Annotated in this window: 13 protein-coding genes; 7 read left to right on the top strand and 6 right to left on the bottom strand. The window is 51.6% G+C overall.

Going from position 1 to position 13,060, the window contains the following annotated elements; translation table 11 throughout:
* The first annotated feature begins 55 nt into the window (after nt 1-55).
* The 4 genes from ACTZWV_RS15470 (at nt 56) to ACTZWV_RS15455 (ending at nt 5,405) form a co-directional block, all read left to right on the top strand.
* Nucleotides 56-943, top strand: coding sequence for a DUF2589 domain-containing protein (locus tag ACTZWV_RS15470; RefSeq protein WP_444787405.1), 888 nt, complete (start codon nt 56-58; stop codon nt 941-943).
* Between the two features lie 52 nt (nt 944-995).
* Nucleotides 996-1,283: a hypothetical protein gene (locus tag ACTZWV_RS15465; protein ID WP_444787404.1), complete on the top strand. Its 288-nt coding sequence runs from the start codon at nt 996-998 to the stop codon at nt 1,281-1,283.
* 109 nt (nt 1,284-1,392) lie between these two features.
* The gene (locus tag ACTZWV_RS15460) at nt 1,393-3,090 is read left to right on the top strand and encodes a PocR ligand-binding domain-containing protein (RefSeq protein ID WP_444787403.1); all 1,698 of its coding nucleotides are present in this window, start codon (nt 1,393-1,395) and stop codon (nt 3,088-3,090) included.
* Nucleotides 3,091-3,251: 161 nt separating this feature from the next.
* Complete coding sequence (locus ACTZWV_RS15455; protein WP_444787402.1) at nt 3,252-5,405, top strand: S46 family peptidase; 2,154 nt, start codon at nt 3,252-3,254, stop codon at nt 5,403-5,405.
* Between the two features lie 158 nt (nt 5,406-5,563).
* Here ACTZWV_RS15455 and ACTZWV_RS15450 read toward each other — a convergent pair whose 3' ends face one another.
* Both ACTZWV_RS15450 and ACTZWV_RS15445 read right to left on the bottom strand, forming a co-directional pair.
* Nucleotides 5,564-5,992: a CBS domain-containing protein gene (locus tag ACTZWV_RS15450; protein WP_444787401.1), complete on the bottom strand. Its 429-nt coding sequence runs from the start codon at nt 5,990-5,992 to the stop codon at nt 5,564-5,566.
* Between the two features lie 67 nt (nt 5,993-6,059).
* Nucleotides 6,060-6,938, bottom strand: coding sequence for an EamA family transporter (locus tag ACTZWV_RS15445; RefSeq protein WP_444787400.1), 879 nt, complete (start codon nt 6,936-6,938; stop codon nt 6,060-6,062).
* A 327-nt stretch (nt 6,939-7,265) separates the two neighbouring features.
* Between ACTZWV_RS15445 and ACTZWV_RS15440 the strand changes: the two genes are divergently transcribed.
* A complete protein-coding gene (locus ACTZWV_RS15440) occupies nt 7,266-8,549 on the top strand; it encodes a DUF3422 family protein (RefSeq protein WP_444787399.1) in 1,284 nt (427 codons plus the stop codon).
* A gap of 14 nt (nt 8,550-8,563) precedes the next feature.
* Here the strand turns inward: ACTZWV_RS15440 and ACTZWV_RS15435 are convergent, their stop codons facing one another.
* On the bottom strand, nt 8,564-8,857 hold the full coding sequence (locus tag ACTZWV_RS15435) for a YkgJ family cysteine cluster protein (RefSeq protein ID WP_444787398.1): 294 nt from the start codon (nt 8,855-8,857) through the stop codon (nt 8,564-8,566).
* Nucleotides 8,858-9,002: 145 nt separating this feature from the next.
* Between ACTZWV_RS15435 and ACTZWV_RS15430 the strand changes: the two genes are divergently transcribed.
* Nucleotides 9,003-9,701 carry a lytic transglycosylase domain-containing protein gene (locus tag ACTZWV_RS15430; RefSeq protein ID WP_444787397.1) on the top strand — a complete coding sequence of 233 codons (699 nt, stop codon included), beginning with the start codon at nt 9,003-9,005 and terminating at the stop codon, nt 9,699-9,701.
* Here ACTZWV_RS15430 and ACTZWV_RS15425 read toward each other — a convergent pair.
* Genes ACTZWV_RS15425 through ACTZWV_RS15415 form a run of 3 tightly spaced genes read right to left on the bottom strand, consistent with a single transcriptional unit; the run spans nt 9,698 to nt 12,339 of the window.
* Nucleotides 9,698-10,129, bottom strand: a complete 432-nt coding sequence (locus tag ACTZWV_RS15425; RefSeq protein WP_444787396.1) for a CBS domain-containing protein — start codon at nt 10,127-10,129, stop codon at nt 9,698-9,700. The two genes, ACTZWV_RS15430 and ACTZWV_RS15425, sit on opposite strands and share 4 nt — an antisense overlap.
* A gap of 26 nt (nt 10,130-10,155) precedes the next feature.
* Nucleotides 10,156-11,280, bottom strand: a complete 1,125-nt coding sequence (locus tag ACTZWV_RS15420; protein ID WP_444787395.1) for a PilT/PilU family type 4a pilus ATPase — start codon at nt 11,278-11,280, stop codon at nt 10,156-10,158.
* 6 nt (nt 11,281-11,286) lie between these two features.
* Nucleotides 11,287-12,339 carry a type IV pilus twitching motility protein PilT gene (locus tag ACTZWV_RS15415; protein ID WP_173499547.1) on the bottom strand — a complete coding sequence of 351 codons (1,053 nt, stop codon included), beginning with the start codon at nt 12,337-12,339 and terminating at the stop codon, nt 11,287-11,289.
* 30 nt (nt 12,340-12,369) lie between these two features.
* Between ACTZWV_RS15415 and ACTZWV_RS15410 the strand changes: the two genes are divergently transcribed.
* A complete protein-coding gene (locus ACTZWV_RS15410) occupies nt 12,370-13,056 on the top strand; it encodes a YggS family pyridoxal phosphate-dependent enzyme (RefSeq protein ID WP_444787394.1) in 687 nt (228 codons plus the stop codon).
* Nucleotides 13,057-13,060 lie beyond the last annotated feature (4 nt).

The following is a 13,060-nucleotide window of genomic DNA, read 5'->3' as shown; positions in this document are numbered from 1 at the left end:
CCGCTGTTGCAGCTAAATTCACGTTCAATTGCTGTTAAGCAGCAAGGAGAGAAAAATGGCTTTAGAAGATATGCGAAACCACTTTACCGGCTTGCCAATGCAAGATTTGATTGGTACACCGCTAAAAGCAGCCTGTGATGCACAATTATCACTGGCCCGCTCTACTTATGAATTTATCCGTGATGTTGGCTTTGATGGCGATAAAACCAGAAATGCTGATTTTTCCTTTACCCGCCATGTTGTCACCGGCAAAGATGCTCTGGGTAACGACATTATGGATGAACAACGTGTCGCCCTGGAGGTGCCGGTGCTGGCGATTGTCAATGTACCGGCGTTAATGGTGGATCAGGTGGATATTACCTTTGATATGGAAGTGCGCTCTTCTGAATCTTCCACCGCCACCGAAGATCGCTCTTTTGCGTCAAAAGGTACGGCCAGTGTAGGCTGGGGCTTTTTTAAAGCCAGCGTTGAGATGTCCGGCAGTGTTGCCTCTCACCAGGAAAACACCCGCAAAAGTGATAATTCGGCAAAGTATCATGTTTCGGTGCATGCAGCCCAGGCCGGAACACCGGAGGGGTTATCCCGGGTGCTGGATATTATTGCCGGTAATGTGTCGCCGAAACAGGTTGAATCAACCGAACGCAAGCGACTGGCAGAAAAATCCGGCGTACCTGCAGCTATTACCGCGGTGGAAGAGAAAAACCGGCTGCTCGACAGTGCAGAAGCTGATTTACGCCTGGCGCAAAGCAATCTGAGAACGAAACAGAACACTCAGGCTGCCAGAGCGCAGATCAGCACGACAAGCGAGGACGAAAAAGCCGCAGACGAACGTGCAGTTAAAACAGCAGAAGATGATGTAGCTGCTAAGACCATTGCGGTTGAAGCAGCCAGAGCAGATGCCGCCGCAGCACGAACCGAGCTGGACAAAGCTAAATTGCAGTAACCCCCCCTAATGCGTCGCATAATCTGCGGCGCACTTTCTTCAGGAGCACAATATGAACCTGGCTAAAAATGCAACTGCAGCACTTGATCTCAGTGAAGTGCAGCATATCGAACGTGTTATTGTAGGCCGTTATCACGATACCGGTGCAGAAGACGAAGCCGGTATGATGCGGCAAATTGAACGGTTAAACGGCTATTTGCAAGGGCATCCGCGCGGCATTATTTTGGCCAAAGATGTTGGCTTTCGCCTGATCCGTCAGGGTGAACACACTATAGTGGCGCAGCAAGTTGCATATCACATTGGCTTTCGGCGCAAACCGGTAAAGTTGCCGGAGCAATAATCGTCAGACCAACGGGCAGGCTGGCGCAGTTTCGCTTTACAGCAGCAACCAGAATTCATTTGTTGTAGCAGTAGCGCAGTGACATTCAGCTAACTACACTTGAAGCGTCATGACAGCGAAATCGCCGCATCTGCATCGCGGAGCAAACCTGATCCAAATGCTGGACCCTTTGGCCACAAACTGGAACCAGGCTTTGCCCGCACCTGAAAGTACAGCTACCGGTAAACTGGTAGCTGCGCTCGACTTTACCCTGTTAAATCAGCTGTTCGAAAACTTTTTACAGGTGATGGACATTCCCATTGCGCTGATCGATTTGCACGGCAAAGTGCTGGCGTCCTCCCGCTGGCAACGGGCTTGCGTTCAGTTTCATCGTCAGTCAGAGCCGACACTGCAACGCTGCCTGGAAAGTGACCGCGATCTGGCGTTGCAACTGGAGCAGGGTAAAAACTATTCTATTTATCGCTGCCGCAACGGCCTGACCGACTGCGCCGCGCCGATTATTCTCGACGGCGAACATATCGCCAACTTGTTTATCGGCCAGTTTTTACTGCAAGAACCCGATCCGGCTTACTTTAGCGCTCAGGCTGCAGAAGCCGGCTTTAATACTGACGAATACCTGTCAGCGCTGGCCGAAGTGCCTATTGTCGACGAAGCCAAGCTGCCGGCGATGCTGAATATGTTGGCCTCTTTGGCACAACAAATCACTGAGCTGAGTCTGGTTAACCGGCGTTATCAGTTACACCTGCAACACACTGAGCAACAAGTATTGCAGCGTACCCGGGAACTGACATTACAAAATCAGATTTTAAGCCAGATCAGTGAAGGTGCAGCGCTAAAAACGGTATTACATAACTTGGTAACTCAGGTAGAGCTGCTGCACCCCGACATGCTGTGTTCTATCTTGCTGCTGGATGAAGATGGCAAAACCTTGCGTCATGGCGCCGCCCCCTCGTTACCGGATGCCTACAACCAGGCGCTGGACGGCATTGCTATCGGCGTCGGTGTCGGCTCTTGCGGTACCGCCGCCAGTACCGGTGAAACCGTGATAGTGGCCGATATCCACAGCCACCCATACTGGCAACCTTATCAGGCGTTGGCGCAACTGGCAGATGTTAAAGCTTGCTGGTCGCAACCGGTAAAAAATGCCCATGGCAAAGTGTTAGGTACCTTTGCCATTTATCACCACCAGCCGGCCGAACCCTCAGAAGAACTGCTGCAGGAAATTAAAACCTACGGCAATTTGGCAGAGCTGGCGATAAGCCGCAGCCTGAGCAGCGCGCAAATCCGCCGGCTGGCGTTCTATGACAGCTTAACCGGGCTGGCCAACCGGCGCCTGTTGGAAGAACACCTGTTACAGGCCATGGCAGCAAGCAAGCGCAGCCAGCACTACTGTGGCCTGATGTTTATTGACCTGGATAACTTTAAACCGGTAAATGATATCTATGGCCACAAAATGGGCGACAGCCTGCTGGCTGAAGTAGCCTGCCGCTTGCAAAATGCCGTGCGCCAGGCCGATACCGTGGCGCGGTTTGGTGGTGATGAATTTATTGTACTGCTGCGAGATATTGACACCAACGCTACACGCAGCAAACAACATATGCAGCTTATCGCGACGAAAATCAGCCAGGAATTATCCCGACCCTACCCGCTTACCGACAATTGCATGCATCAATGCGCCTGCAGCATAGGCTTAGTATTATTTCAGGGCGACCGCGACTGTGACGAACTGCTACGCCAGGCCGATACCGCCATGTACCGGGCGAAACGCCAGGGGCAGAACCAACCTTGCTGGTTTAACTCACCATAAGTCAGCCAGGGCGCCTGCTTTACAGCGCAGCGCCCGGCACAATCATCGCAATAAAATGTAACAGCCTTTGTCTGTATCTTGACAAGCCCTGCCCGGACACAGACTATAAGCCCCGTCTTACGTTTAACACTTCTGTTAACATTACAATAAAAAGAGTCGCTATGAAAAAATCCATTTTAATGCTGGCTTTAGCCAGTAGTTTTGCAATCGCTGATGAAGGCATGTGGATGCCACAGCAGTTACCGCAAATTGCCAACGAGTTAAAAGCCGCCGGCCTGCAGTTGGACCCGGCCAGCTTAACGAAACTCACTGAATTCCCGGCAGCGGCCATCGTCAGCCTGGGCGGTTGTTCCGCCTCTTTTGTTTCGCCTGATGGCTTGGTTGCCACTAATCACCACTGTGTCTACGGTAGTATTGCGCATAATTCCACGCCGGAGAACGATTTGCTGGCGAACGGTTTTTTAGCCAAAACCACAGCGGATGAAGTTGCTGCCGCGCCTGGCAGCCGTATTTTTGTGACCAAGGCGGTCGATAATGTCAGTGATAAAGTAATTGATGCCGCCACCGCCAAACTGAGTGGCAAAAAACGTATTGATGCCATTGAAGCCAACCAGAAAGCCATAGTGGCAGAATGTGAGAAAGACGAAGGCCATCGCTGTACTGTAGCGGCCTACTACGGCAGCCTGGAATTTTACCTGATTAAGCAGCTGGAAATTAAAGATGTGCGTTTAGTGCACGCACCGGCTGAAGGCGTGGGTAAATTTGGCGGCGATACCGACAACTGGATGTGGCCGCGCCACACCGGCGATTACAGCTTCTACCGCGCTTATGTTAGCCCACAAGGTAAATCAGCTGATTACAGCGTGGATAACGTACCCTATAAACCGGATTATCACTTAACCCTGGCCAAAGACGGCTTAAAAGAAGGCGATTTTGTGATGGCGCTGGGTTACCCGGGCCGCACTAACCGCCACCGCCTGCCAACAGAGGTTAGCGAGACCTTTGAATGGGCCTACCCCAATACCGTTGCCCACTTTAAAAACACCCTGGATATTATTGGTCGCAAAACAGCGAATGATAAAGACGCTGAGCTGAAATATGCCAGCCGCGTGGCCGGGCTAAACAACTATATGAAGAACCGCCAGGGCATGCTCGACAGCTTTGCCGGCAGTGATTTTTTGGCGCGCAAAACGGCAGAACATGCAGAACTAACCAAGTGGGTTAACAGCAGCCGTGATAATAAAAAGGCTTATGCCGATGATTTAAAAACTATCGAAAAGCTGCTGAAACAACGCCAGGAAAAAGATCGCAAAAACTATCTGCTGGATAACGCCAAACCCCGGCTGTTAACGGTCGCCGGCGCTTTGTACCGGTTAGCTGAAGAGAGCACCAAGCCGGACGCCGAACGTAAAGCCGGCTTTCAAAGCCGTGACTTACCGCGCTACAAAGGTTTTGTTGCCGGCATGGCGCGTAGCTTTGCGGAGAACGTAGAAAAAGCGCTCGATTTATACAACCTGAGTAAATACGCCGCTCAGCCGAAAAAACTGCGTGATGCGGAGTTTGATAAGGTTATGGGCATTAAAGATGGCATGAGCGAGCAGCAGCTCAGCGCTCTGATTAACAGCTGGTACGCTAACAGCGGCTTATCGGACGCGGAAAAACGTACCGCACTACTGGAGATGACTCCGGAGCAGTTTGCCCAAAGCGACGATGCCTTTGTTAAAGCTGCGGTGGCGCTGCACAAGTGGCACCTGAAGCAGGAGGCGGCAGAAGAAGAGCTGGCCGGTAAAATTCAACAAGCCTATGCCAGCTATATGCGGGCAAAAATTGCCTTTATGCAGTCTAAAGGTCAGGCCGTTTACCCGGATGCCAACAGCACCCTGCGCGTAACCTACGGTAATGTTAAAGGCCGTGGCCATGGCAATGAAGACGGCAATGCCTGGGCAGCCTTTACCACGTTGCGTGGTATTGCGGCCAAAGCTACCGGTGAAGGTGAATTTAACGCACCGCAAAAGCAGCTGGATGCGATTAAAGCCAAACAATACGGCCCGTACAAAGTGGAGAGCTTAAATTCTGTGCCGGTAAATTACCTCGCAACCCTGGACATTACCGGCGGCAACTCTGGCTCAGCGGTACTGAACGGCAAAGCAGAACTGGTTGGCCTGGCGTTCGACGGCACCCTGGACTCGATTATTTCTGACTGGGATTACAACCCGGACAACACCCGCTCTATTCAGGTAGATCATCGTTTTATGCTGTGGCAGATGCAGCTGGACGGTGCTGATAACCTATTAAAAGAAATGGGTGTTAAGTAGCCGACTAAACGGAACCTGCAAGCGAGCAGAGGTTTACTCTAAGCCAACCGTTGAACGCATGGATGCGTGAGACGAGCCCCCATGGATGGGTTTACGGCGTGTTGGCGTGAGTAAACCGGCGCGAACATTACCCGTAAGCCAGCTGTAACGCTGGCTTTTTATTGCTTCTCCAATAATTCCGCCGCCAGCCGGACAAAATCCGACGAGGTTAAAATACCCTTTAGCTTATTGTTTTCGTCTACCACCGGCATGCAGCCATGGCGATTTTTGACAAAAAAGCCGGCCACTTCTTTTAACGACTGTTCAGGTGTTACTGCAGCAAAATCGGTTGCCATCATATCAGCCACCAGTTGCTGTTTTTCCTTACGCTCCAGCGCAGTGGCGCCATACTGCGCCATCAGGCCCATAACTTTAGCGACCATAATTTTTTGCGTCAGCATGCCCACCAGTTCGCCTTTAGTGTCAATCACCGGAATATGGCGGATATTTTTCTCGCGCATTAAATCATGCGCATCTTTCAAGCTGGCATCCCGCGTTACACACAGCGGATCTATCGTCATTAATTGGGCAACAGTAGTAATGGCCATAACAGTCTCCGTTTCCAAACAGGTTAGCAGTTATAACGAAAAAGGTAGCCGTTCACTTAGCGCTGGATCAAGTTTCTGCTGTTTGTTTTGTCGCCGGCGTTAACGAGCTACCCAGCGACGCCAGAATAACCAAGCCAATAGCCAGCCACTGCCATACTGTCAGCAGCTCGGCTAAAATCAAAAAACCGGCCAGGGCCGCTATGGCAGGTTCCATACTCATAAACACACTGAAGTTTTGCGATGTCATATTTCTAAGCGCCACCATCTCCAATGAATATGGCAAAGCGCTGGACAAAATCCCCACTAACAGCCCCAACGGCAACACCTGCCAACTTAGCAGCGCCATACCCTGGCTTATGGCACCTATCGGCACCAGAAAGGCCGCTGCCACTGTCATGCCCAGCGCCACCGTAATACCACCTGATGCCTGTGAGTTGGTTTTTTTACCAAATAAGATATAACCGGCCCAGCACGCTCCCGCCGCCAGGGCCAACACCACGCCCACCGGGTCCAGCGCATCCACGCCACGCATATCCGGCAGCAGTAATAAAATACCGGCTATGGCAAAGCCAACCCAGATTAAGTCACGCTTACGCCTGGAGGAAAACAGCGCCACCGCCAAAGGCCCGGTAAACTCCAGCGCCACGCCGATACCCAGTGGAATACGGGCAATAGCTAAATAAAACAAAATATTCATCCCGCCAAGGCACACGCCATAAATAATGATGGCTTGCCAATCCCGCCGGCCGGCAGGCAAGCTGCGCCAGGGCCGGAATACCAGCCACAACACCAGGGCGGAAAACCCCAGCCGCAGTGCGGTAGTGCCCTCAGGACCAATCAGCGGAAACAGCTGCTTGGCAACAGAGGCTCCGGACTGAATAGTCAGCATTGCCAACAGCACACTGACAACCGCCACCAGTAAGGGGCGATTAACGGATATCGACATAATATGTAAAACCTGAACAGAAACACGGTAAAGGGTAAGGCGTTTATTGTAGCCTGCCGGACATGGCTAAGGTAAGCAGCGCTGCACTCTGATGCGTCGTTCTTGCGTTATTACAGGGCAAAATACCGGCCGACAGCAATAGTCTGCGCCTGAGGCTGACACCGCAGCGTCATCTGAATTTCATTATCCGGCAATATGTTAGCGGCAAATTAATAGCCGTTATGCCGCAACAATAGTGTTGTAGTGTCGCTGGCACAGTATCTGCTTATGCACTGTAACGGTATCTGTGCTCATTCCCCGCATTTTCTCATACCTGGGAGCATTAATATGACCGGACTACATAACCGCAGCCATCCACTGCGCGATGTACTGGATAAAGAGTTACAACAACGCACTTTTCCGGCGTTAACAGCGCCTTGCCGGCTGTGCCAGTTTATGCTGACGGTGTCGCCGGCGTCACGCAGCAGTGAGCTGAGCTTTATGCAGCAAATGGCCAGAGCTCAAGGCAGCCATTTCAGTGAAACCGACCACGATATTAACCTGCCGTTGTTTGGCGGCACGCTGCGCTTTGAAAAACACGGCGAATTTTCCAGCTATGTATTTATTCAACCCGGCAGCGAAAAACAGCTGTTTGACGATCCATTGGATTTTTTACCGCACAAAACCTGGTTAGATGAAATACCGGGGCAAATTTTCCGTGTGGTGCAACTGAGTGTGGTTACCCCGGCACAGCTTAAAGTTAACGGCAATATTGATAAGCTGTTTAATCCGGATAACTGTATCAGCAGCCAGTTAGCCGGGCAAAAAGCGCGCATTTGGACCGACTTTCAAAAACATGCCGAAGGCGCCGGCCGTATGCTATTGCTGGATCAGGGATTAAGCCCGGCAGCCTTGGGCCGTTTGGTTCAGCAGCTGTTTGACCTGGGCAACTACCGTAAACTGTCGCTGCTGGGCTGGCCAATGTCGCGTCAGGCGCTGGCCAAGCTTAATCTGTTGGAGCAACAGCTGTCTGATATTACCCAGCGTATTGAGCACCAACGCAGCGATGACGAGCGGCTGTTAAATGAAATTACCACTATGGCAGCACAAACCGAGCATTTAATTGCCGAAACCAGCTCACGCCTGCAAGCCACGGCGGCCTATTACCAACTTACGCTGGACCGGATAAAAGGCTTAAATGAAACACCGTTAGAAGGCTTATTGTCGTTACAGGATTTTACCGAACGGCGCTTAACGCCGGCATTTCGTACCAGTGAGTCGGTGGTATTCCGGCAAAATGCGCTGTCCGGCCGGCTGGGCCGCTCAACCGAGCTGTTGCGTACCAGAATTAACTTAAAGTTAGAGCAACAGAATCAGCAATTATTAGCCTCAATGGATAAACGCGCTAAGTTGCAGCTGAATATGCAGCAGATGGTCGAAGGCTTGTCACTGGTTGCCATCAGCTATTATGCCGTGCAGTTAGCTGACAAGGCGCTGCAAGCGTTAAGCTTTTGGTTACCCGGGCTTAATGTCAGTAAATGGCAAAGTATCAGCCTGCCGCTGGTGGTGGTATGTGTCGGCGCTGTACTGTGGTGGATAAATCGTCAATTGCACCGCGATAAATCAGCCTGAGTGGTTGCGGCTGCTTAGACGTGGTGTGCCGAACGCTCATCCAGGCACTCGTACGAACCCATTTCAAACTCGCGGCAAATCCATGGCCTGTTATCATAGATGGTGCAGTCGAAGGTGTCGCGATCTAACGCCGAGCACCAACCATCGGCCAGCCGGCGCATGGTTTCGCCGCCTCTGGCGTCAACCGCTATGTGCTCTGCCGGCACACCGGTATCAGAAATAATCATTACTTCCAACCGGCAACAACTGGCACGGCAGTTAGCACAGCTTACCTGCGCTGCCGGCAAATTTGTTATTTCAATCTGCATGTATAACCATCGTAACTCTCATTGCCGCCATTATACCTTACCTGAGCCTGTTTACCGAAACCCGCAGCGGAATTACACCGCCGCTTGAGATTTCGCCGGCTTAGTGCTTTACTTGCGATCCCCTGTCGAAACGGATCTGACATCAGTGCTGCGCTTTATTACATTTGCCTGTTTTTTCTGCTGCAGTTTAACCTGTATTGCTGCCCAATCCGGCGAGGTTGACAGTAAAAGACAGCTGAAATTATCGCCCGGCGACCGGCCACAAGTATTGCCGGAGCAACCGCAACGCAAAGCCCTGCCGCAAGTGGCAGTGTATAAATCATTAAAAAACGACGGCACCGCGGTATTTTCTGATCGCCAGCCGCTAAACCGGTCCTATCAGGTGATGCGGTTTGATTGCTTTGCCTGCGACCCGTTATCAAAGGTGAACTGGCACACTACCCCGCTCTATACCAGGCCTTATAACCGCCTAATCGTTGCTGCGGCAACTGAACATCAGCTGGACCCGGCGCTGATCCGCGCAGTGATCCATGCCGAATCAGCGTTTCGCCCGGCGGTAGTATCACGTAAAGGTGCTGTTGGCTTAATGCAGCTGATGCCACAAACTGCCGCCCAGCTGGGCGTGGCCAACTCTACCGCGCCGGAGCAAAATATCGCCGGGGGTAGCCGCTATCTGGCGCAGCTGTTAAAACAGTACAATGGAGAAATGGCGCTGGCGTTGGCGGCTTATAACGCCGGTAGCAGTAATGTGCGGCGCTATAAGGGTATCCCTCCGTTTGCCGAAACTCAAGCCTATGTCGAGCGGGTGACCATTTTACACAAGCGTTATCAGCAGGCCGGTTAACCCGCCGGAGTCACCGGTTTGGTTAACGCTGCACGTAATATATCTTTCCACGATACCAGCCCCAGCAAATGTTTTTGGCCGTCTACAACCGGTAAACAGCTGATATTGTGCTGCAATAACAGTGCGGCTGCTTGCTTTACCGTGCTGGTGTCAGTAATAGTAAAGACCGGCGACACCATAACATGGTGCACTTTGCGGCTGCGGATCAACAAGCCAACAGCTGGCTCGGTTGCCGAGTCCATTACCGGGCTCAGTTCACGAAAATAATCCTTTACCGACACTATACCCACCAGCCGGTTGCTGCTGTCCACCACCGGCACATGTTGAAACCTGGCTTTAGCAAAGACCTCACGTAACGAAGCCAGGCTGGCATCAGCCGCGGTAGTCACCAGGCGGTTACGATGGGTCATAATTTGTGCAATGCTCATGTTCCGCCTCCGGAGGTTATAACCGCTTATTCGTCTTTGTTTTCAAAGCCTTCAATTGTTACGCCAGACAGAAAACCAGCGCCTTTGGTGTCGCCGCTACGCAGCTTGATCATCAAACGCAGATCGTTTGGCGAGTCGGCATGGTGCAGTGCATCGGCGTAACTGATTTGACCACGCTGATACAGATCGTACAACGCCTGGTCGAAGGTTTGCATGCCCAGTTCACGTGACTTGGTCATTACCGCTTTAATTTCACCCATTTCGCCACGGGCAATTAAATCGGCAATTAATGGCGAGTTAAGCAGCACTTCAATGGCAGCCACGCGGCCATGACCATCCGCCGTGGGTACCAATTGCTGCGCCACTATACCGCGTAAATTCAGCGATAAATCGAACAACAGCTTCTGGTGCATCTCTTTTGGCACCAGATGCATAATACGATCTATGGCCTGGTTGGCGTTGTTGGCGTGCAAGGTAGCAATACACAAATGACCGGTTTCGGCGAACGACAGCGCATACTCCATCGTATCCTGGCTGCGGATTTCACCGATCAGGATCACGTCCGGTGCCTGGCGCAACGAGCTTTTCAGCGCTGCTTCAAACGATTCGGTATCAATGCCCACTTCGCGCTGGGTAATTAAGCTTTTATGGTGTTCATGCACAAATTCAATCGGGTCTTCAATGGTAAGAATATGCCCTTTGGCATTTTTATTGCGATAGCCCAATAAGGCCGCCAGCGAGGTTGATTTACCGGTGCCGGTACCACCGACAAACAGCACCAACCCGCGCTTGGACATGATCACTTCTTTCATAATGGGCGGCAGGCCCAGATCGTCTACATTCGGAATTTGCGTAACAATACGGCGCACCACCATGCCGGCGCAGTCACGCTGCCAAAAAGCTGATACCCGAAAACGGCCCAGCTCATTGGCAATAGCAAAGTTACATTCTTTGCTGGTCATAAATTCTTGCTGCTGCTTGTCGTTCATAGCCGACAACACCAGCTTTAACGACGCCGCATCGGTTAGCGGCGTTTCATCTATCGGCAGTAACTCACCGTTAATCTTCGCCGCCACCGGCATACCGGCGGTGACAAACATATCGGAGGCTTTTTCTGCCACCATTTTGTCAAGAAAGTCATCCAGTTGCATAAGCTGTTATATCCTGCCCATGGCGCCGAAAGTGTTTTTGTCCTGTGCCTTGGCCGCCGCATCTTTTTGCGACACCAAACCCCGGTTTACCAAATTCACCAGACATTGATCCATGGTTTGCATGCCGTGCGCAGCACCGGTTTGGATCACTGAATACATCTGGGCAATTTTATCTTCACGAATAAGGTTACGAATGGCCGGTAAACCCACCATAATCTCGTGCGCCGCAATACGGCCGCCGCCAACCTTTTTCAGCAGCGTTTGCGAGATAACCGCACGCAGCGATTCAGACAACATTGAGCGCACCATGTCTTTCTCTTCGCCCGGGAACACGTCGATAATACGGTCGATGGTTTTTGGTGCTGAGGTAGTGTGTAAGGTGCCAAACACCAGGTGGCCGGTTTCAGCCGCAGTCATGGCTAAGCGAATGGTTTCCAAATCCCGTAATTCACCTACCAGAATTACGTCAGGGTCTTCCCGCAGTGCCGAGCGCAGTGCATTACTAAAACTGTGGGTATCACGGTGAACTTCGCGCTGATTAACCAGGCAGGATTTATTGTTGTGCACAAATTCTATCGGATCTTCAATAGTCAGAATATGGTCGTGCCGCGTGGTATTAATGTAATCGACCATCGCCGCCAGGGTGGTACTTTTACCCGAACCGGTCGGTCCGGTTACCAGCACTAAACCACGCGGGTTATCGGCAATCTTTTTGAAAATATCCGGTGCGCCCAAATCGTCCAGCGTTAATACTTCACTGGGGATAGTACGGAACACCGCAGAAGCGCCGCGGTTTTGTACAAAAGCGTTAACCCGGAACCGGGCTAAATTAGGCACTTCAAAAGAAAAATCTGATTCGAGGTTTTCTTCGTATTCTTTGCGCTGCTTGTCGGTCATAATCTCGTACACTAATGCATGTACTTCTTTGTGTGACAAGGGTGGAATATTCAGCTTACGCACGTCGCCATCGACGCGGATAAGTGGTGGTACACCGGCTGAAAGGTGTAAATCCGACGCTTTATGTTGCACACTAAAGGCCAATAATTCGGTAATATCCATGACAATTTTTACTCCGCTTTGCCAATTAATATGAATAACATAGCAGAACAACTGGGCCTCGCCTATCACAACCTGAACGAAAAATGCAGCGCGCTGGCCATAGCACCGGACAAGCTGCAATTGATCGCGGTCAGTAAAACCAAACCGGCTTCTGCCATAGTCGCGGCCTATAACGCCGGCCAACGTCATTTTGGTGAAAACTATCCGCAGGAACTGGCGGAAAAAGCCGCTGAATTACAGCAATACCGGGATATTGTCTGGCATTTTATCGGCCCGTTGCAGTCGAATAAAACCAAACTGGTGGCCGAACACGCGCACTGGGTACACAGCCTTGACCGGTTGAAAATAGCGCAACGTTTAGCCTCGCAGCGCCCACCGGCGATGGGTGTGCTTAAGGTGCTGCTGCAAATTAATATCAGTGACGAAGCCAGCAAAGCCGGCATTAGCACCGCTGAGATGCTGCCACTGGCGCATCAGATCAGCGCACTGCCGATGCTGCAGTTAAAAGGCCTGATGGCGATACCGGCGCCAGGGCAAAGCGAAGCTGCGTTTGTGGCTATGCAGCAGCTGTCAAACAGCCTGCAACAACACTACCCGCACGCCACTGAATTATCGATGGGCATGTCAGATGATTGGCCGCAGGCTCTGCGATACGGCGCAACTATGATACGATTAGGCACCGCAATTTTTGGTGCACGGGACTACGACAAGGAATGAACAC

Origin of the sequence: Rheinheimera sp. NSM (assembly GCF_052380015.1) — a bacterium.
Lineage (GTDB): Bacteria > Pseudomonadota > Gammaproteobacteria > Enterobacterales > Alteromonadaceae > Alishewanella.
The sequence above is the reverse complement of the archived record's forward strand: the minus strand, read 5'-3'. Positions and strand labels throughout refer to the sequence as shown.